General features: G+C 27.8%; 15 protein-coding genes, 1 pseudogene and 1 riboswitch. Of the genes and pseudogenes, 14 read left to right on the top strand and 2 right to left on the bottom strand.

Going from position 1 to position 21683, the window contains the following annotated elements; genetic code table 11:
* Positions 1-56: 56 nt before the first annotated feature.
* Entirely contained in the window at positions 57-1082 is a 1026-nt protein-coding gene (gene add / locus J1C67_RS18120) for an adenosine deaminase (protein WP_167865422.1), read from the bottom strand.
* 92 nt (positions 1083-1174) lie between these two features.
* Positions 1175-1275: riboswitch (purine riboswitch) on the bottom strand.
* 362 nt (positions 1276-1637) lie between these two features.
* On the opposite strand from add, the gene J1C67_RS18115 reads away from it, so the two are divergent.
* The 8 genes from J1C67_RS18115 to J1C67_RS18085 all read left to right on the top strand — a co-directional run bounded on the left by J1C67_RS18115 (position 1638) and on the right by J1C67_RS18085 (position 9601).
* Positions 1638-3599 (top strand): KUP/HAK/KT family potassium transporter, encoded by a 1962-nt coding sequence (locus tag J1C67_RS18115; RefSeq protein WP_167865589.1) that lies wholly within the window; start codon positions 1638-1640, stop codon positions 3597-3599.
* Positions 3600-4024: 425 nt separating this feature from the next.
* Positions 4025-4231 (top strand): hypothetical protein, encoded by a 207-nt coding sequence (locus J1C67_RS18110; protein ID WP_167865423.1) that lies wholly within the window; start codon positions 4025-4027, stop codon positions 4229-4231.
* 154 nt (positions 4232-4385) lie between these two features.
* On the top strand, positions 4386-5048 hold the full coding sequence (locus tag J1C67_RS18105) for a hypothetical protein (RefSeq protein WP_167865424.1): 663 nt from the start codon (positions 4386-4388) through the stop codon (positions 5046-5048).
* A gap of 120 nt (positions 5049-5168) precedes the next feature.
* Positions 5169-5303 (top strand): hypothetical protein, encoded by a 135-nt coding sequence (locus J1C67_RS19750; RefSeq protein WP_279286157.1) that lies wholly within the window; start codon positions 5169-5171, stop codon positions 5301-5303.
* 92 nt (positions 5304-5395) lie between these two features.
* Positions 5396-5827 (top strand): hypothetical protein, encoded by a 432-nt coding sequence (locus tag J1C67_RS18100; protein ID WP_207253537.1) that lies wholly within the window; start codon positions 5396-5398, stop codon positions 5825-5827.
* Between the two features lie 141 nt (positions 5828-5968).
* Positions 5969-6742, top strand: a complete 774-nt coding sequence (locus tag J1C67_RS18095) for a hypothetical protein (RefSeq protein ID WP_167865425.1) — start codon at positions 5969-5971, stop codon at positions 6740-6742.
* A gap of 29 nt (positions 6743-6771) precedes the next feature.
* The gene (locus J1C67_RS18090) at positions 6772-7935 is read left to right on the top strand and encodes a class I SAM-dependent methyltransferase (protein WP_167865426.1); all 1164 of its coding nucleotides are present in this window, start codon (positions 6772-6774) and stop codon (positions 7933-7935) included.
* Between the two features lie 283 nt (positions 7936-8218).
* Entirely contained in the window at positions 8219-9601 is a 1383-nt protein-coding gene (locus tag J1C67_RS18085) for a L,D-transpeptidase family protein (protein WP_167865427.1), read from the top strand.
* Between the two features lie 90 nt (positions 9602-9691).
* Here J1C67_RS18085 and J1C67_RS18080 read toward each other — a convergent pair whose 3' ends face one another.
* Positions 9692-9982, bottom strand: coding sequence for a hypothetical protein (locus J1C67_RS18080; protein ID WP_089971660.1), 291 nt, complete (start codon positions 9980-9982; stop codon positions 9692-9694).
* A gap of 250 nt (positions 9983-10232) precedes the next feature.
* On the opposite strand from J1C67_RS18080, the gene J1C67_RS18075 reads away from it, so the two are divergent.
* From J1C67_RS18075 to J1C67_RS18050, 6 genes and pseudogenes are all read left to right on the top strand, one after another.
* A complete protein-coding gene (locus tag J1C67_RS18075; RefSeq protein ID WP_167865428.1) occupies positions 10233-11066 on the top strand; it encodes a deoxyribonuclease IV in 834 nt (277 codons plus the stop codon).
* Between the two features lie 173 nt (positions 11067-11239).
* Positions 11240-12460, top strand: a complete 1221-nt coding sequence (pepT, locus tag J1C67_RS18070) for a peptidase T (protein ID WP_167865429.1) — start codon at positions 11240-11242, stop codon at positions 12458-12460.
* A gap of 551 nt (positions 12461-13011) precedes the next feature.
* Complete coding sequence (locus J1C67_RS18065; RefSeq protein WP_167865430.1) at positions 13012-13224, top strand: hypothetical protein; 213 nt, start codon at positions 13012-13014, stop codon at positions 13222-13224.
* A gap of 25 nt (positions 13225-13249) precedes the next feature.
* Entirely contained in the window at positions 13250-13510 is a 261-nt protein-coding gene (locus J1C67_RS18060; RefSeq protein ID WP_167865431.1) for a YcxB family protein, read from the top strand.
* A 563-nt stretch (positions 13511-14073) separates the two neighbouring features.
* Positions 14074-14513 (top strand): annotated as a pseudogene (locus J1C67_RS19945) (HIT family protein).
* A 253-nt stretch (positions 14514-14766) separates the two neighbouring features.
* Positions 14767-21654 (top strand): Ig-like domain-containing protein, encoded by a 6888-nt coding sequence (locus tag J1C67_RS18050; RefSeq protein ID WP_167865434.1) that lies wholly within the window; start codon positions 14767-14769, stop codon positions 21652-21654.
* Positions 21655-21683 lie beyond the last annotated feature (29 nt).

The following is a 21683-nucleotide window of genomic DNA, read 5'->3' as shown; positions in this document are numbered from 1 at the left end:
GTAGCTGTTTCATCTTTAAAAAATAAATTTTATTAGTACACTATAAAAGGTTATAACTAGCACGTTGGCTTATTATTTTTTATAGTTTCAGTTAATTTGTCCTTTAACCATTCTTTAACATCCTCAGTAGTAAATGTTGCATTAACACTATTTAAATAAATTTGTTTATAATCTTCTTGGGTTATATTAAAAGCATCATATATAGATTGGCATTCCTTAGTCATATTCGTATCTGATACTGTTCTGTTATCAGTATTAATTGTTGTTTTTATTCCATCGTTATAAAATTTATGAATTGGATGAGATTTATATTCTTGTACTGCTTTAGTTTGAACATTACTAGTTGGACATATTTCTAAAACAATATTTTTAGCTTTAACAATATTATAGGCTTCGATACAGTCGTTAATATAAACTCCATGTCCTATCCGCTCAGCCCCTAAAAGTTCAACGGCATCAAGAACATTTTCACCTATTCCAGTTTCCCCAGCATGAATAGTTACTCTGTAGCCATAATCTCTAGCTACTTTTATAGCGTCTATATACTGAGCTGCAAAGCCTGCTTTTTCAGGCCCTGCTAAATCAACAGCAACAACTCCTTTACCAAGGAATTTCTTGCCTTTTTCAATTACTTCTAGAGCCTTAGCTGAGGACATAGTTCTCATACATGATAATATTATATTTCCTTTTATATCATATATATTTTCAGCATACTTAATTCCTTCTATAACGCTTTCTATTATCTCGTCAATAGTTAAACCTTTAGCAGTATGAAGTAATGGTGCAAACCTAACTTCCATATACTTAACATTTTCTTTTGCAGCATCCTCATAAAGCTCAAATGTAATTCTTTTTATATTTTCTTTTGATTGCATTACTAAATTTGGTAATGAAAAACTCTTTAAATAGTCATCAAGAGATGTACACTCTAATGGAGCAGTAATCTGATTTTTTATTATATCAATATTAAAAGATGATATAGGGATTCCGTCTTTTTTAGCTATATCAATTATTGTTTCTGCCCTAACACTACCATCTAAATGACAGTGAAGTTCAATTTTTGGTAAATTAAAAAAATTCATAATAATCCTCCTAAATTTATAAATATATTTTATTTTGAAAAACTAGATGATAAAAAATTCGCAAAAAAACCCCTGATTATGAAGAATACGCACCTATAGTGTATATTCTTCGTAATCAGGGATTTATTGGTACCTGGTAGAGACCCCCAAACCATATTATTGGAGTTATACGAAGTTATTATATTAATAATATTGCAAAATAACTAGTAAGTATAATTAGTTATTTTTTTACATAATTATAAATAATTTTTATTCAAGTGTCAAGCACTTTTGCAATGTTATAAAAATCATATGTGGAGTTTCTATATCAAATACCTAATTTATAATATATTGTATAATTTCCTTGATAAAGAGTACAATATATAGTGTTATCTAGAAAACTAGATATTATCAATGATATAGTGAGCAAATAGATTCCTATGTTATTAAACAATGTATATTGAGCAAATATTGACAGAATCGTTCCTTTTAGGAGATAGACAATAAAAATTTGTAGGATTATAATGATTGATGGTTCGTTTCAATATAAAATTAAAGGGAGACTTAAACAACGATATGGATAATAATATAAAGAAAAACATTAAAAATAAAATTAGTATAGCATCGATTTTAGTGGCATTAGGTATTGTCTACGGAGATATTGGAACTTCTCCACTTTATGTTATGAAAGCAATACTAGGAACAAGTGGCGGATATATATCTAAAGACCTTATTTTAGGTGGCGTATCTCTTGTGTTTTGGACATTAACACTTCAAACAACAATAAAATATGTAATACTAACTCTTCAAGCTGATAATAATGGAGAAGGAGGAATATTCTCCCTATATACTCTTGTAAGGAAACAGGCAAAATGGTTAATTGTGCCTGCTGTTATTGGGGGAGCTGCATTGCTTGCAGATGGAATGATTACACCACCAATGACCGTAACATCAGCTATAGAAGGTTTATCTATGGTTTTTCCACTTAATACAAGTAGTATAGTTATAATTGTATTAAGTATAATAACTGTATTATTTTTACTCCAAAGGTTTGGGACATTAGTAATAGGACGAATGTTTGGGCCAATGATGTTTATATGGTTTTCAATGCTAGCAATTTTAGGATTTAGTCAAATTATTAAATATCCTCAAATAGTTCAAGCGTTTAATCCATATTATGGAATTAGTCTTTTGATGAGTAATCCTAAAGGTGTTTACATAATAGGAGCAGTATTTCTTTGTACTACAGGGGCAGAAGCTCTTTATTCAGATCTTGGCCATTGTGGTAGGGAAAATATTCATTATACATGGATATTTGTAAAAATATGTTTAGTTATGAACTATCTAGGCCAAGGTGCTTACCTTATGTTAAGACAAGGAATGGTGATTCAAGAAAATCCATTCTTCTTAATTATGCCAAGTTGGTTTATTATACCAGGGACAATTATAGCTACTTTTGCAGCCGTAATTGCCAGCCAAGCACTTATATCTGGATCATTTACATTGGTTGCAGAAGCTATTAAATTAAATCTTTTTCCAAAATTGCAATTTAGATATCCAAATGATGAAAAAGGTCAAATTTATATACCAGCAGTAAATTTTGCACTTTATATTGGCTGTGTATTACTAGTACTTCATTTTAAAAAATCAGAACATATGGAAGCAGCATATGGATTATCAATTACAATAACAATGCTTATGACAACTATTTTATTAACTCAATATTTGAAATATAATAAGAAAAAAAGAGTTATGGCAGATATAGTTTTTGGTGTATTTATGATATTAGAATTAAGTTTCTTATATGGTAACTTATTTAAATTTTTAAATGGTGGATACATAACAGTTCTAATTGCAGGGGCAATTATGTTTATTATGTATATTTGGATTTATGGTTCAATTATAAAGCGAAGGCTTAATGAATATGTTGATTTATCAGATTATCATTCTCAATTTAAGGAAATAAAGGAAGATAAAGAGCTTCCTCTTTACTCTACTAATCTTGTATATTTAACACAATCACCTAATTATAATAAAATTGAAAATAAGATAGCTTTTTCTATATTTAATAAGCAACCTAAACGTGCTAAGTATTATTGGTTTATAAATGTTAATGTAACAGATGAACCATATACAACAAATTATAGAGTTAAAACTATTATTCCAAATGAAACTTTTAGCATTCAATTTAATCTTGGATTCCGTGTTGACCAAAGAATTAATGTGTTCTTACGTCAAATTATTAAGGAACTTGTTTCTAGTGGTGAATTAAAATCTACTGCGAAGGAATACATGATTAATAATAGTGAAACATGTTCAGTTGGAGATTTTAAATTTGTATTATTAGAAGAAATACTTTCTAATGAAAGTGAAATTTCAGCTTGGGACAGTTTTATTATTAGCTCAAAATTAGCGATTAAGAAATTAACTGTTTCACCAGCGAAATGGTTTGGAATAGATACAAGCAATGTTGAGATAGAAAAAGTTCCTGTTGTTATAGGTAATAGAGAAACTTTAAAACTAACAAGAATAAGTTAGGCATAGTAAAATCTTTTAATAGTGAGTATATGGAAAAGTCAGTATACAGGACTTACTATTGTCTATAATAATATAATTAATTAAAGATTTAGAGGCACTAAAATTTAGTGCCTCTAAATTTTATAAAAAAAATTAAAGTAGGGAACTAATGCGAATCATAATTATTGATAAAGTTTTGAAAATATATTTTCCATTTAGGCTATATTTAAAAATAGTGTTGATATTATAGCAAATATTAAGGGAAGTCATTTGGCTTCCCTTAATAAACACGTTAAAAATTTGTCGTGATAATTATGTACACTAAAATATACAAGAATAGATAACTTATTTTGAGTATAAATACAATTAATCATGTATATGATATATATTGGAAATGCTAATTTGATTTACCAAAAAAATATACAACTTTAAGGGTGGCGTTATTAATGGAACAAATTAAAAGTGAAATCAAAAGTGAAATTAGAAAGCGCAACAAGGAAAAATATCTTTGGGAAAAAGATACTAAATCTTGGAATAGTGGAATGAAAATTGAAGAGTTAAATAATAAAATTAAAGAATTAGAAAATCAGGTTTATGAAATAGAATATCAAGAGCTAGAGAATCAAGAAAGACAAGAAGAATTAAAAGGATAAAAAATATATAGTGTTAAATAGAAAATGAAATAACAATTCATTTTCTATTTTTAATTTAAGGGGTTTTTAAGTTAGTCTCTTCTGAGCTCAAATTTTTTTGTTATGAATAATATGGTATAATATACATAATTATAAAACTAGGGGGATAGGATTTATGATAATAAATAATCATTTCGATAAAAAATATATTGAATTAACCGAGGATAAAATTATATTTTACAGATTTTTTGGTAAGCGAACTCTTGAATTAAAGAAAATTAGAGCCGCGTATATGGATGATAATTATATTATAAGAATATTATATGGAAAAATGGTTAGACAATATGAGATTGCAAATATAAAAGAAGGGGATAAAAATTTATTAAGAGAATTAATTGAAACATTAAATAAAGATGAAAAATTAGTTTTTTCAAGTCAATATTATCCACGGTGGATATGGGTAGCTTATATGATTTTTGGTATTAGTAATTTAATAGATGGTGGGTCAATACATGATTATGTATTTTCAACATTTTTTATAATATCTAGTGTAACCATGATTATAATTGGAAAATATCAAAAAATATTTATTTATGATTGTATTAATAATTCAATTATATTAGAGCGAAATTCTAAAAAAGTTAAAGAATATTTTCCTAATGAAAGTAAGTATAAATTTGAATATAATACATCAGGGGATAGATATGTTTTCAAAGCTAATAAAAGTAAGGCTGTAATGATACCGACTAATATTATATATCCAGCGTACTATAGACAGAAGTTAAGCAAATTATATAATATTAGTAACAATGTGGAAGCGAAAACACAGAAGAGTTAGGCTTATTTAAAATGTAAATAACTATGGGGAAAATGATAAAAAGTTAAATCAATGAAACCGAGTAATAACAGGCGTTATTGGGTTTCTGTAATTACTCGGAAGAGTAGGAGGATAAATTTTATGGTAATAAGCTTTATGATAATAAATAATTATTTCGATAAGAAATATATTGAATTAACAGAGGACAAACTTATATTTTACAGATTCTTTGGTAAGAGAACTCTTGAATTAAAAAAATTAGAGGTGCTTATATAGATGATAAGTATAATATAAAAATATTATATGGAAAAAAGATTAAATCATATCGGGTTGTAAATATAAGCGAAGGGGATAAACCTTTATTAAAAGTGTTAATTGAAATATTAAATAATGATAAAACAGTATTTTTTTCGGAAAATCAAAATTTATCACCATGGATATTCGTGTGCTATATTCCTATGATTATTAATAATTTAATGGATTTTAGATCGATATATAGTTGTATATTTTGGATAATAATTGCAATAGGAATGATAATAAGCATTTATCATGACACTTATTATAGTAATAATATATTCATTTATAATAATAATTCAATTATAGTAGAAAATAGATTGGGAAAAAATAAGAAGTATTATCCCAATAAGGATAAATATAAATTCGAATATAATATATCGAATTATACATATAGTTTCAAACCTTCTAAAAATAAGACTATAGTAATACCGTTTAATATTACTTACCCTGTATATTATAAAGAGAAACTAGTGGAATTATATAATATTAGTAACAATATGTAAGCTAAAATACAGAAGATTTAGGTTTCTTTAAAATGTAAACAACTATGGGGAAAATGATAAAAAGTTAAATTCATGAAACAGAGTGATAACAGGCGGCAATGAGTTTCTGTAATTACTAGGAAGAGTAGGAGGATAAATTTTATGGTAATAAATAATCATTTCGATAAGAAGTATATTGAATTAACAGAGGACAAAATTATATTTTACAGATTTTTTGGTAAGCGAACTCTTGAATTAAAGAAAATTAGAGCAGCGTATATGAATGATGAGTATACTATAAAAATACTATATGGGAAAAAGGTTAAAGTATGCAGGTTTGTAAATGTAAAAGAAGGCGATAAACCTTTATTAAGAGAATTAATTGAAACATTAAATAAGGATAAAACAGTGTTTTTTGCAGGAAATCAAAATGTATCACCATGGATATGTGGAAGCTATCTGATTCCTATGACTATTAATAATTTAATGGATTTTAAATCAATATATGGTTGTATATTTTGGACAATAATTGCAATAGGCATAATGATAGGGATTTATGATTCAATATATTATAGTAATAATATATTTATTTATAATAATAATTCCATTATAGTAGAAAATAATTCGGCAAAAAATAAGGCGTATTTTCCTAATGAGGATAAATATAAATTTGAATATAATATATCCGATTATACATATAGTTTCAAAGCTCCTAAAAAAAATACTATAGTAATACAGGCTAATATTATTTACCCTGTATATTATAAAGAGAAATTAGTGGAATTATATAATATTAGTAACAATATAGAAAAGAAAATAGATGATGATTTTACTAGCGAAAAAAATATTAATGAAAGTAGTGCTATAATGGTATATGGAAAGAGAAAATGGATAACTAATAATACTAAATCAGTAGATGATGAAGATATTAACTAATGTAAAAATAAATAAGAAGGTGTGTTTAAATGGAAGATTTAAAAAAGGTAATTAATGAAATTATAAAAGAAGATATTATAAAGATAGTTCTTAGCAATAAAATGAATAAAGATGTTACATATAATAAAATAACCTTTGTACTTAAAGAAAATAAGGAAAAAGAATATTATCAAGTTGAAAAATATACTGAGAAGCAGGTTTTTCATGAAAATATAGATATAGATAAATTAGAAGAAAAAGTTTTAGAATATGTATGCGGAAATTATAAGCAGGTTTCGGCTTGGTCAAAGAGCGATACATTTGAAGTTAAGATATCTAAAAAAGGTAAACTTCTTTTAAGTAAGAAAAAAGAAGATAATATAAAACTTGTTAATAAAGAACATAATAAAGAAAAAAATTATATGCTTAAAGAGGGTACTATAATACAACCTCTTATAGATTTAGGTGTTTTTACAAAGGAAGGAAAAATAATTAATTCAAAATATGATAAGTATAAGCAAATAAATAGATTTGTAGAAATGATTGACGATGAAGTTAAAAAAAGTGGTTTAGAAGAACTTACAATATTAGATTTTGGTTGTGGAAAGTCTTATTTAACATTTGTTCTATATTATTATTTTGTAGAAATTAAAAAGCTTAAGGTTAAAATGATAGGGCTTGATCTTAAAGAAGACGTAATTAAAAAATGCAATGATATAGCAAAACGTTATAAGTATGAAAATTTACATTTTGAACTTGGAGATATAAATGGATTTAAATATAATAACAATGTTGACATGGTAATTACATTACATGCTTGTGATACAGCTACAGATTATGCTTTATATAATGCTATAAAATGGAATAGTAAAATGATTTTCTCTGTACCTTGTTGTCAACATGAATTTAATAAGCAAATAGAAACAGATTCATTATCTATATTAACTAAATATGGGATAGTGAAAGAAAGAATTGCAGCACTTATGACAGATACAGTTAGAGCTAACCTTTTAGAGAGTATGGGCTATAAAACTCAGCTTCTAGAATTTATAGATATAGCACATTCACCTAAAAACCTATTAATTAGGGCATCAAAAGATAATATATCTAAAGAACAAAAGAAAAAATCATTAGAAGAAGTTAATAATTTAATGAATCAATTTAATTTAAAACCAACACTATTTAAATTATTAAAAGAAGATAACTTAATATAAGTTGCTTTCAAAAAAATAATAGACAAATTTGATTTTGCTATTATAGTAATCAATAAAATTCAACAGTACAGTATAACCTTCAATTGTAAAATTGGAGGTTATTTTTATTAGGCATAAAGTATTTTAATAAGCAAGAAATTTACTAAGGTAGATATTTTGCTTATTTTTTATATCTATAAATTTTATAAAAAACATTAGTATAAGTTTTAAATGTTAATCTAGCTACATAGTATAGATAGAGTACTAGCTACTAAGAAGAGTTATGAGGAAGGAATAAAATAGTATGAAAGAAATTAAACCTAATAAAGTTGTTGGAGATATTATAATTGTAATTTGTGTTTTAATACTTGTATATGTGGGGGGATCAATATATTTTATAAAGCATTTCAATTTTGGAACTATAATAAATGGTGTTAATGTTTCTGGGAAAACTATTAACAAAGCAAGTGAAAAAATAGCTAATGAAATTAATGGGTATAAATTAGAGTTAAAAGAACGAGGAGGTGTTACGGAAGAAATTTTAGTAAATGATATTGGTTTAAAATACAATTCAGATAGTACAATTCAACATATAAAAGAAAAACAGAATGAATTTGAATGGATGTTTGGACTTGTTACTAAAACTTATTATAAGGTTCCAGAAATAAGTTTGTATGATGAAGAACTATTACGAGAGAAGTTATTAAATCTTTCTTGTATTAATGGTGGAAATATAGTTGATCCTAAAAGTGTAAGCTTTAAATATGGAGATGGGGCATATACAATGATAGATGAAGTTTATGGAAACAAAATTAATGAAGAAGTTTTATATAAGAATGTAGAAAATGCAATTACTTATGGGGAAATAATCCTTGATTTAGAAGCAATAAATTGCTATGAAAACCCTAAATATATTTCTAGTTCAAAAGAAGCCATAAAAGCTAAAGAGATACTTGATAAATATAACTCATCAGAAATTATATACACATTTGATGAAGAAGAGGACATTGTAGATAGTTCTACAATAAATAATTGGATTAATATTAATGAAGATTTAGATGTAATGATTGATGAAAAAAAGGTAAAGGAGTATGTAGGTACATTAGCTACTAAATATAATACAGTTGGTAAAACTAGAGATTTTAAGACTTCTTATGGAAATGAAATACAAGTACACGGGGGCTATTACGGATGGAAGATTAATACACCAGCCGAAGTTGAAGCCTTAATTGAAAATATAAGAAATGGAGAAGAGATAACTAAAGAACCATTATATTTACAAAGTGCAGTATCTAAGGGCGAGAATGATATAGGAGATACCTATGTAGAAATTAGTATAAATAGGCAATATTTATGGTTTTATAAAAATGGCAAAATTGTTGCTGAAGGAGATATTGTTACAGGCGATATAAGTAAAGGATTTAAAACGAGCTTGGGTACTTATATGTTGAATTATAAACAAAAAAATGCAACTTTAGAAGGTGAAAATTATAGCTCTAAAGTTAAGTATTGGATGCCTTTTAATGGCAATATTGGTATTCATGATGCAAGTTGGAGATATTCCTTTGGAGGTAATATATATAAGGAAAGTGGAACTCATGGATGTGTAAATGCTCCAGAATATTTAGCAAAAAAGATATTTGAAAATATTGAGGATGGAATACCTATTATTTGCTATTCTGAGTAAATTAAAAAAGAATAAAAAATAAAAGCCTTCACATTTCGGTGAAGGCTTTTATAATTCAAAATTATATTTATAAATTCAGTCTAAAAATGGCTAATTACCACAATCATAGCTAGCCCATTCATCCTTCATATCTTCCTTTGGATCTCTTATAGTTATAGTGCTTTCATTACCATGGACTCTAACTGTATAACCTTTTTTATATAACATACTTCTTAATTCACTAATTATAGGGAAGTTTAGAACTAGGCTATCTTCACTAGTAAGAGTTCCTATTTCTTTCATAATTAATTCTGATTGCTCTGTCATCTGAGATTCCTTATTAGCATTTCTTTTTACTAATAAATCTTTAGCTTCTGGTAGTTTATCAAATAAATTTTCCATAATGTATCGCTCCTTATTTTAAAAGTTTAATATAATAAAAATTTTTAAATAATAAAAATTATTCATTGCATAACCTAATTATATTATAGTATTATTTTAATTAAATGCAAATTAATTACCTATTAAGAATTATATCAAAAATTAAGAGTTATATCAAAAAATAATAGGAATAATAAATTAAGAATAGATTTAGGGTATATGGGTATATTATTTATTTTACAAGCCCTAATACAAATTGGAGGATACAATAATGTTAAATATAGGATGTCATTTATCAATAACTAAGGGATTTGAAAATATGGGAAAGGAAGCACTTAAAATTGGTGCTAATACTTTTCAATTCTTCACACGTAATCCAAGAGGTGGAAAAGCAAAGGCAATAGATGAAAAAGATGTGGCAGCTCTTTTAGAAATAACAAAAAACAATAATTTTGCAACATTATTAGCTCATGCACCGTATACATTAAACGGTTGTTCCGCAGATGAAAAAACTAGGGAATTTGCACTAGGAATGATGATTGATGATTTAGTGAGAATGGAATATTTACCAAATAGTTTTTATAATTTTCACCCAGGTAGTCATGTTAAACAAGGGGTTGAAGTTGGAATTAACTATATTGTAGAAATGCTTAACACTGTTATTAAAGCAGAGCAAACAACAACTATATTATTAGAAACTATGGCAGGTAAAGGTACAGAGGTTGGTAGAAAATTTGAAGAAATAGCAGAAATAATTAGTAGAGTGGAACTAAAAGATCATATGGGAGTATGTCTTGATACATGTCATGTTTATGATGCAGGATATGATATAGTTAACAATTTAGATGGTGTATTAGACGAGTTTGATAGAATAATTGGGCTAGATAAATTACGTGCAATACATTTAAATGATAGTAAAAATCCATTTGAAAGTCATAAAGATAGACATGAGATAATTGGAGAAGGATTTATTGGAATTGAAGCTATTACTAGAATTATAAATCATCCTAAACTACGACATTTACCATTTTTCCTTGAAACACCAAATGAAGTTGAAGGTCATGCAGAGGAAATAAAATTGTTAAAAGGTGTTTATAAAGATTAATATATATAGCTGTTATAGATATTAATTTAAAAAATGAATTTAATAGTATAATAAGGGGTGAAGGAGAATTATCTTTTTTAGAATATGTGTTTTTAGTTTTTCATAAATTTAGGGTATAATAGAAATAGTTATATTACAGTAAATTTAATATATTAAAAATGGAGTGTGAAATTATGAAAAAGGTAGAAGAAAGATTTTTAGAATATATTAAGGTTGATACTAAAGCAGATGAAAATACTAAGGTAACGCCTAGCACAAAGGGACAATTAAAATTAGCAGAAATACTTTGCAATGAGCTTAAAGAAATGGGTATTAAGAATGCAAAGATAAGTGAACATGGATATGTTTATGCATCTTTAGAGAAAAATTGTAATAAGGAAATACCAACTATAGGGTTTATAGCACATATGGATACAGCACCAGATTATTGTGGAACAAATGTAAACCCTCAAATAGTTAAAAACTATAATGGTGAAGATATAAAATTAAATGAAAATGTAACATTATCATCAAAATTCTCACCTGAATTAAAAAAATATATAGGTAAGACACTTATAACTACAGATGGAAATACTCTTTTAGGTGCAGATGATAAAGCTGGAATAGCAGAAATTATGACAGCTATTAATTACTTAGTTAATAATCCAGAAATAGAACATGGAACTATTAAAATTGGATTTACACCAGATGAGGAGATTGGAGAAGGTGCAGACCATTTTGATGTTGAAGGATTTGGTGCTGACTTTGCATATACTTTAGATGGTGGAGAAGTAGGAGAGCTTGAGTATGAAAATTTCAATGCAGCTGGAGTAAATATTGAAATTAAAGGTGTTAATGTTCATCCGGGTCATGCAAAAAATAAAATGATAAACTCTATTATGGTAGCTCATGAATTTATAAATATGCTTCCAATAAATGAAGTGCCAGAGAAAACAGAGAAATATGAAGGTTTCTCACATCTTTCAGATATAAAAGGATCAGTAGAAAATACTACTCTACACTTTATAGTTAGAGACTTTTTTGAAGATACATTTGAAAAAAGAAAATCTCAATTTAAAGAAATAGAAAAACAATTAAATGAAAAGTACGGAGTAGGAATTGTTAATGTAATCATAAAGGAACAATATAAAAATATGAAAGAAAAAATTGAGCCAGTTATGCATATAGTTGAAGTGGCTAAAAGAGCAATGGAAGATGCTGATGTAGTTCCTAAAATAAAACCTATTAGAGGCGGAACAGATGGAGCAAGACTTTCTTACATGGGATTACCTACACCAAATATATTTACTGGGGGAGAAAACTTCCATGGTAAATATGAATATATACCAGTAGAGTCTATGGAAAAAGCAGTTGAGGTAATATTAAATATAGTTAAGATATATGCTAATAAATAAATTTATTTTAATTGTTTAATTAAAGTGAATTTAGATAGAGCAAATAGATATGGCAGTTACTGAATATAGTAACTGCCATATCTATTTTTATAAAAAGTAAAACTTAAGGATTTGGTAGGTTAAATAAAGGTGAAGAATAATATTCTTATCACCTACGACAATTATCTTATCATCTAGGAGTTATAGTTTTTTTATGTAATAGGGTATGTTGGGAGTTAAAAGGAGGTGTGTTGAAAGATTTAAGGATAATAATACAACTTATAATTTAATATATATAAATATATAGTCTTTTAGACAGAATAAATCAATTTAAAAAGATAAATTGATAAGGAAAATAAATTTTAAATAATTTTTAGAAAGTTAAATTGCTGCATATTTTATAGTGAGAGATAGAATAATAAATGGAAAAATTGTTCTTTGAAAACTGAATAATACTGTATATAGAATTATTTAACTAACTACAAAAAAATGGTATAATTTGTATATTGATAAACCTTAGTTGCATTATATTATGAATTAATTAGTAATTTTAAAAAAGGAGAGGATTTTATATGTTTGAAACTACTGGAATAATCAACGATGAACTGTTAAAGGAATTAAAAAATTATTTAGTACCATCTAAATTAAAGAGTTTTATTAAAATAATGGTTATTATATGTGCTCTATTAGGATTAATAAATATTTTTATAAGTATAGTATCGGCCGTTATTTTCTTTTTGGCAGCTGGTATTTTTTATTGCAGAATATTTTTATGCTATCAATAAGTTTTATAGAACAGTTATGCACCGAATGGAAGAAACTATTGGTAAAATGGAAACTAAGTACAAAGTATATTTTGATGAGGTAGGTGCGATAGTAAATAATTTAGACACAGCAGCAAAAGGCCATATGAAATATAATATATTTGTAAGATTTGTGGAGACACCTAATGTATATGTTATTTTTACAAAAGCCAATCAGTTTATTATTATATTTAAAAATTGCTTAGGTGAAGGGAAAGTTAATGGTTTTAAAATATTTATAAAAGAAAAGTGTGAAAATTTAAAATGAAAAAACATACCTATAGAAATACCGTATTATTCAAATGAATATGAGGCGTTTTTTCCTTCTCAATTCAAGGAAAATGAAGAGTATGTAGATATTGCGAATTAGAGAGTAAATTAGGTTTTTTGAAAATTGAATAGTACGGTACGAAAAGTAATTACAATTACATGGAGTTAAAATAGGAATGTAATAAAAAATAAATGCATATTAACGCACAATTATGTAATTTCATGAATATATTATAGTACACAAAAGAAGAAGGTGATTAATATGTGTTTTGGATTTGACGTATTCAACTTTGGATGTAATAGATGTTGTAGAAGATGTAGAAGATGTAGAAGATGTAGAAGATGTAGAAGATTCATATTTTAATAAATGAAAAATTAACTGCGCATAATTAAATTAAAATACCGTATTATTCAAAAATGAATATGCGGTATTTTTTTAGTTCGTAATTCAATGATAGGGTACACTATTAAGACTATCTCTATAAAATGGTATTTAAAAATTCAACAATGTGATATTTACAAAATATGTTATAATTAATTTGTAATAATTTTATATTGAGTATGTACAAAAAGGGAGAAATAAGGATAGAAAATAAAGACTGTATGTTTCGCAAAATAGTAAATAAAGAAGCGCCTTCAAACATTATTTATGAAGATGAACTTGTTTGTTATTTTTTAGATATAGACCCAATAAATGAAGGACATGTATTGATAGTACCTAAAAACACTACCATGATGTTGATGAGTTAGATGATGAGACTTTACTAAGAATTACAAAACTAACTATAACACTTATTAAAGTTATAAAAAAAGCATTTAATCCTGATGGATATACAATTATGCAAAATGGAGGTATATTTACTGATTTTGGACATTATCATATGCATGTATTCCCAAGATATATAGATGATAAATTTGTATGGACATGTAAAGAACTTGAGAATAAAAATAATTTAGATTCTGTAAAAGAAAATTTAAAAGTAATATTAGAAGGATTATAATGAAAATTGTATTTTTTTATTTAACTCAAACAAGATATAATTCTAATGAGTTACTTTTATTTGAATAATTACAAATTTAGAAACCTTTATTGTAATTAAATACAAAGATACCAAAACATGTATACAACCGTATGGGGGATAATATATAATAATAACGGGGAAGTTCTAATATTAGTAGTTGTTAAAGTTGATTAAGTAAAACTGCAAGCACTAAAATGGAAACGTTTCCTAAAATAAAAAAGGAGGGGATTTTATGAGGAGAAAAGGAGTGATTAAGTACCGGTCTCAATTAAGTATTTTCACTGTAATATTCTTCTGTCTAACTTTAGTACCTATTAAAGCTAAAGTAGTTAGTGCAGAAAGCTTATTAAAAAGTCCAGTAATTAATTCGGATGGTACTGTTACTTTTAATTATCAAGGAGATGGTACAGAAGATAAGGTAATACTTAAAGGTGAATTTACTGATTGGGCGGATAAAGATGCTATTGTTAATGATAAAAATATATGGTCTATTACATTACCAACTCCAAGTAAGGTTGGGTCTCAAGAATATGGATTTAATGCCTTTTATAAAAGTGGAGTTTGGAAGGGAGATTCTTTAAATACTATAAAAGCAACAAATGGTAACCCGGTACTTATAACACCTGGATATTATAAAATTGATAGTATATCTTCAGATTTAGAAGTTGGACAAACGTTGCAACTTAAAGCTGTTATGTTAAAAGATGACGGAAAAACAGAAGAAGCACAGGATGTTAAGTGGACAGTTGACAATAATGATAAAGTTGAAATTAGTGAAGGTGGACTTTTAAAAGCTAAGATTACAGCAGTACCAGAGGGCATAAAAAGTTTGCCAATTGTAGTTTCTGCAATAAAAGGGGATAAAACTTTAACTAAAACAATTAATCTTGTAAATAAAATTGTTAAAGTTGATGAAATTATTAAAGCAGATGAACTTATAGCACAACCTGGTGGAAAAAGTAAATGGTATATAGCAGGTAGTTTTCAAGGGTGGAATAATACTAATGCTGATACACAATTAAAGCATTTAGTAGATGGATTTTATGAATATTCTACAGTTCTTGACGCTGGAGACTATGAATTTAAATTTGTTAAAAATGGAACTTGGGATGGAGTCAGTAAGGGTGGGGACAACTTTAAACTTACTTTAGCTGAAAAGACAAAAGTGAACTTTTATGTAAATGAAGTCAAAAATGAAGTAAGAATAAATATTGCAGGAGTTGAAGGGATTACTCAGTATACTCCAAAACTAGATATTGCAAAATGGCCTAGATTAGTTGGTGACATTCAAAAAGTATTTGGAGAAGAAGCATGGTCACCAAATACCGCTAAGCAAATATTTGTAGATTATAATTTTGATGGAAGTCTTTATAAGATTCAAAGAAATATTCCAGTTGGAAAATATGAAGCAAAGGTAACTTTTGGAGGAAATTGGGACGAAAATTATGGAGCTGCTGATGCTAATTTAGCATTAAATACAGTAGACCCAGCAGATGTTGTTTTTTCAATTGATTATGCAGGTGACAAAATATTAAGACATAATTATAAACCAGTTGAAGGAGAATACGATGGGTTAATTAATAAGTCAGCAATAAAATTCGATTCAAGAAGTGTTACTTATAAGAAACCTTTTGGAGCAATAAAAGAAGAGTCAGAAGATTTAACATTAAGAATAGGTGTTGCTAAGGATGATGTTCAAGTTGCAAAGCTTGAATTAATAGATGGCAAGGGCGTAGCAAAAAGCTATGAAATGAGAAAAGCAACAACTATTGGAGAGATAGATTATTATGAAGTTTATATTTCTAAAGATGAGCTATCATCTATAGGCGTATGGGGATATAAGTTTATACTTGTTGATGGTAAAACAAAAATGGAGTATGGTGATGATGGGATAAGTGGAGGAACAGGTTCTGCAACTGAGGAAGGTGCATTGCCTTATAATTTAACTGTATATGCTAAAGATTATAAAACTCCAGATTGGATGAAAAATTCAATAGTATATCAAATTTTCCCAGATAGATTTTTTGATGGTAATAAAGATAATAATAGAGCAAAACTTGTAGATGGTGTACGTGGATTTATTGGACTAGATGGTAGTTTAAAATCATATCAAATGCAATATTTTGATGGTGGAGTAGATAAAGATCCAGCAGCATCACAAGTATGGGGAAGTTGGAGTGATTATCCAGAAAATCCAAGACATTCGACACCAGAAAATAAACCATATTATCCAAATTCAAAAACAGATAATATTTGGACTAATGAGTTTTATGGTGGAGATATTCAAGGGATAGAACAAAAACTTGATTATTTAAAATCAATTGGGGTTTCGGCTATTTATTTAAACCCTGTATCTTGGGGAGCATCAAATCACAAGTATGATGCAACAGATTTTAAGTCATTAGATCCTATGTTTGGACAACCTGTGTACAATAAAGCAGGTGATGCAACATCAGGATTAAATTATGAAAAGACTAGAGCAGCCTCAGATAGAATTTATCAAGCATTTACGAAGGCTTCAGATAAAAAAGGAATTAAATTAATTGCAGATGGAGTATTTAATCATGTTGGAGATGATTCCATTTATTTTGATAGATATGAAAAGTATCCTGAAATAGGAGCTTATGAGTATTGGAAGAGAGTTTGGGATAAGGTTAATGATGGTATGTTACAAGATAAGGCAGAAAAGGAAGTTAGAGATTACTTTACATCACTTAATAATCCTGTAACTGGTAAGAAATATTCATATCCACAAGATTTTGAATTTACAACTTGGTTTAAAGTTGAAAATCAATTGGTAACAAGAGATAAGGATGGAATAACTATTGATCCAAAAGATCAACATTATAAATATGAAGGTTGGTGGGGTTATGATTCATTACCAGTAATGGAAGCTAGAGAACCTCAAATTGGAGATAGTTTAGCTATTTCAGGTCAACATGAATGGAATAATATAAATTTTAGAGAAAATATAATAGGCTATGATTTAAATGGATTAAGTGATTCTGATGCAAATAAACAAATGCAATTTGCAAACTCTCAAAGATGGATGTGGATGGGATCAAGCGGTTGGAGATTAGATTGTGCACCAGATGTTTCAACTGATACATGGAAGAAATTTAGAGACGCTGTTAAGTCTACAGAAGGAAGATTAGATGTTAATGGCAAACAAATTGACAATCCTGTAATATTAGGAGAAGAATGGGGAGTAGCAACTAAATATTTACTTGGAGATCAATTTGATTCAGTTATGAATTATCAATTTAGAGGAGCAATTCAAAATTATATAATAAATGGTAAGGCAGAAGATTTTAATAATGCTTTAGAAATTATAAGAGAAAATTATCCGAAAGAAGCTTGGGAAGCAATGTTAAACCTTGTTGATTCTCATGATACAATTCGTAATTTAACTAAAATTGATAACCCTACATGGGACGAGGAAAATACAAAAATTGCACCAGATGCATCAGATAAGGCGCTTAAGTTACAAGCTTTAACTGCTATATTCCAAATGGGATATCCAGGAGCGCCAACTATTTATTATGGTGATGAAGTAGGAGTTACAGGAACTAAAGACCCAGATTCTAGAAGAACTTTCCCTTGGGAAAGATTAAAGGAAAGCAATGGGGATTACTCAGCAAATGGAAGATATAAAGAGTTATTTGATGTCTATAAGAAATCTACAGAGATAAGAAATAAGAATCTTGATATTTTTGCAACAGGTGATATAAAAACTGCATATTCAAAAGATAGTGTTATTGCATATGCTAGAAAGAGTGACTCAAAAGGTGGTTTATTAGTTTTAAATCAATCTGATAAGGAAAAGACAATAGTAGCAGATGTTACTGGATTCTTACCTAATGGATTAAATTTAAAGGATGAACTATACGGAGATGTTAAAGCAAAAGTTATTGATGGAAAAGTAACTATAACAATACCAGCAGAAACAGCATTTATGATGGTTTCAAGCAATAAAATTGTTAAAATAGACAAAGTAGATGGCTTAAAGGCAGAATCATCTAAAGGACAAGTTGATTTAACTTGGAATAAGGTAAATGAAGCAACTAAATATAATGTATATAGAACTAATCTGGAAGTAGAAAAATCAGAAAAGGTTGGAGAAACTACTAAAAATTCATTTAAAGATACAGATGTAGTAAATGGAACTAGATATTATTACTATATTACAGCAGTTAAAGGGGATAGTGAAAGTGATTTTAGTGATTCTATAACTGTATTACCTTCATTTAATATTGAAGCAGTAAGTACACCTAATACAGTAAAAGATTTAACTATTGGAGTAGGTAATAAGACTGAAGAAGTACAAGTAATAATTTCAGTTCCAGGATTAACCGATGATTCAAAATATGCAGGAATTGAAGTTCCTAATATGGAAGCAAAATTATCATATTATAAAGATGGAACTTCAGTTGATAATGCAACAAGTATAAAATTAAGATATAAAGAAGATACAAGTGATGGTAAAAAGGTTTATTACGGAAGTTTTGAACCAACAGAAGTAGGAATATATAAGTATTTTGCAAAGGCAACTACAAATACAGGAGATAGTTATAAGCTTTCAGATGAAGTTTCAATGAAAGTTATTGCAGATGGAAAGGATACAGTAGCACCTTTAGCACCAGTCTTAAAGGATATACTAGTAGAATCAAATAGAGTTAAACTAGAGTGGAATTTAGGTGGGGATGAAATAGCTGGAATTGAAGTCTATCGTAGTGCAGATGGTAACAGTTTTGTTAAAGTTGCAACTTTAGATTCAACTTCAAAGGAATTTATTGATTATACAATAAATAATGATAATAATTATAGCTATAAAGTTTCTGCTTATGATAAAGCTTATAATAGAGAATACTCAGTAGTAAAAGAAGTGACACCAAAACTTGTTATGGTTGATGTAACTTTAAACTTACACATACCAAATTACACTCCAGCTACAGATGATATCTTTATTGCAGGAGATCTTAATGGTTGGAATGCAAGTGGTGGAAAGCTTACAGTTCCAAGTGGAGCTACAAGTCGTGATGTAGTTGAGTATAAATTTAAAATGATGGCCGGAAAATCAATACAGTACAAATATACTAGAGGTTCATGGGGAACAGAAGCTTTTTCAAGTCATAATAGAAAAGCTGACGATACTGAAGATTATGGTAACTGGGCATATAGCTCAACGGATACAAATATGAATTTAACAGTTAAAAATCAAGGTGGAAATTCTATGGTTATTGATGACTATATTCTTCGTTGGGGAGATATGCCAATGATGATTTCGATGCCAAGAATATCTTATGGAGATAATATTGAATATACAACAGATAAAGAAGACTTTACTTTAAAAGCTAAAGTTCCATTCGGAGTTGCATGCACAATTAATGATGAAGATTTAAACAAGCTATATCCAAATGCAATGGACCAGTATGGAAATATATTAGTTAATGGTATTAAATTAAAACCAGGAGTAAATAACTTTAAAATACACGTTGAACCTACTAAAGAAACATTAGAGTTACCTTGGTACACAGATCAAGGTAGAGCGGGTCAAGCTACAAAAACAATAAATATGAGTATAACTTATACAGGGGGAGGAGTAACTCCACCAACAGATGTAATTGTAACCGGAGTTTCATTAGATAAAACTTCAGAAACTATAAAGGTAAATGAAAGTTTAGAATTAAAGGCAACAGTATTACCTGAAAATGCAACTAATAAAAATGTTACTTGGATATCAAGTGATGAAAAAATAGCAAAAGTAGATGAAAATGGTAAAGTTGTAGCAGTTTCATCAGGAAAAGCTACTATTACAGTTACAACTAAGGATGGTGATTTTAAAGCTACTTCAGAAATTATAGTAAATAATGAAGAAGTAACGCCACCGACAGATGTAAAAGTAACTGGAGTTTCGTTAGATAAAACTTCAGAAACTATAAAGGTAAATGAAAGCTTAGAATTAAAGGCAACAGTATTACCTGAAAATGCAACTAATAAAAATGTTACTTGGAAATCAAGTGATGAAAAAGTAGCGAAAGTAGATGGAAATGGTAAAGTTGTAGCAGTTTCATCGGGAAAAGCTACTATTACAGTTACTACAAAAGATGGTGATTTTAAAACAACATGTGAAATTACTGTAAATCCTAAGTGGACTTTAATAAATAGAATACCAACAATAGCTGCAAGTGATGTAGCAATAACAGTTGGAGATACATTTGATCCACTTAAAAATGTAACTGCAAGTGACTATGAGGATGGAGATTTAACTAAGAACATTAAAGTAGTTGAAAATCAAGTAGACACTACAAAGGAAGGGGAGTACAAAGTAGTTTACCAAGTTAGTGACAGTAAAGGTGCCATAACAACTAAGCCAGTTATAGTTACTGTAAAAGCAAAAGAAGAGGTAGCACCACCATCAGAAGTAAAAGAAAAAGAGGACGCTAAAATCCCGGAAAGTAATGGGAGAACAATTATTGAAAAAATTGAAAATCCTAATGGGAAAAATGAGATTTCTATAAAAGAACCATCAAATGAAATAAGATTAGAAATTAAAGATATTGAAGCAATTAAAAATGGTATAGGAAGTTTTGAAATTAAAAATGGAGATAGTGTTATATTAATACCATTTGAATTAATTGACAAATCATTAATAACAGAAGGTTCAAGTATTATTTTTGAAATGAAAGTTAATGAGAACAGTGATTTAACAAAGGGAATGAAAGCTGTTAAAAAGGTATTTGAATTCACTATAGGAGTAAAAAATGGTGATAATATTGTTAGTATTCATACATTTAAGGCTGGAATGGCATCAGTGACATTGAAGCTTTCAGATGAAGATTTAAAAGGTCTTAATAAGGATAAATTAGCAGTATTTTACTATAATGAAGAAACAAAGACATTTGAAATTTTAGAAACAACAATAAATGGGAATGAAGTTACATTTAAAACACCTCATTTCAGTAAATTTATAGTTGCAGAAAAGATTACTAATGCTGATGGAGTAATACTACCTAAAACTGGTGGGAATAATACTGAAAATATAATAATTATTGGATTATTATTTGTTGGAGTAGGAGTGGTTACTTTAAGAAAAAGAAAAAGCCGTATTAACAATTAATAAATTTGATATTTAGTATAATTTATTGT

Origin of the sequence: Clostridium gasigenes (assembly GCF_017348895.1) — a bacterium.
GTDB classification, from domain to species: Bacteria; Bacillota; Clostridia; order Clostridiales; family Clostridiaceae; genus Clostridium; species Clostridium gasigenes.
The sequence above is the reverse complement of the archived record's forward strand: the minus strand, read 5'-3'. Positions and strand labels throughout refer to the sequence as shown.

What these genes read in the sequence shown, in the direction of transcription:
- J1C67_RS18080 (WP_089971660.1), bottom strand. Translation starts at nt 9,982, where the DNA reads ATGGAAAATTTATTTGATAAACTACCAGAAGCTAAAGATTTATTAGTA.
- J1C67_RS18065 (WP_167865430.1), top strand. Translation starts at nt 13,012, where the DNA reads ATGTTTGAAACTACTGGAATAATCAACGATGAACTGTTAAAGGAATTA.
- add (WP_167865422.1), bottom strand. Translation starts at nt 1,082, where the DNA reads ATGAATTTTTTTAATTTACCAAAAATTGAACTTCACTGTCATTTAGAT.
- J1C67_RS18115 (WP_167865589.1), top strand. Translation starts at nt 1,638, where the DNA reads ATGGATAATAATATAAAGAAAAACATTAAAAATAAAATTAGTATAGCA.
- J1C67_RS18050 (WP_167865434.1), top strand. Translation starts at nt 14,767, where the DNA reads ATGAGGAGAAAAGGAGTGATTAAGTACCGGTCTCAATTAAGTATTTTC.
- pepT (WP_167865429.1), top strand. Translation starts at nt 11,240, where the DNA reads ATGAAAAAGGTAGAAGAAAGATTTTTAGAATATATTAAGGTTGATACT.
- J1C67_RS18075 (WP_167865428.1), top strand. Translation starts at nt 10,233, where the DNA reads ATGTTAAATATAGGATGTCATTTATCAATAACTAAGGGATTTGAAAAT.
- J1C67_RS18085 (WP_167865427.1), top strand. Translation starts at nt 8,219, where the DNA reads ATGAAAGAAATTAAACCTAATAAAGTTGTTGGAGATATTATAATTGTA.
- J1C67_RS18105 (WP_167865424.1), top strand. Translation starts at nt 4,386, where the DNA reads ATGATAATAAATAATCATTTCGATAAAAAATATATTGAATTAACCGAG.
- J1C67_RS18110 (WP_167865423.1), top strand. Translation starts at nt 4,025, where the DNA reads ATGGAACAAATTAAAAGTGAAATCAAAAGTGAAATTAGAAAGCGCAAC.
- J1C67_RS18060 (WP_167865431.1), top strand. Translation starts at nt 13,250, where the DNA reads ATGGAAGAAACTATTGGTAAAATGGAAACTAAGTACAAAGTATATTTT.
- J1C67_RS18090 (WP_167865426.1), top strand. Translation starts at nt 6,772, where the DNA reads ATGGAAGATTTAAAAAAGGTAATTAATGAAATTATAAAAGAAGATATT.
- J1C67_RS19750 (WP_279286157.1), top strand. Translation starts at nt 5,169, where the DNA reads ATGGTAATAAGCTTTATGATAATAAATAATTATTTCGATAAGAAATAT.
- J1C67_RS18095 (WP_167865425.1), top strand. Translation starts at nt 5,969, where the DNA reads ATGGTAATAAATAATCATTTCGATAAGAAGTATATTGAATTAACAGAG.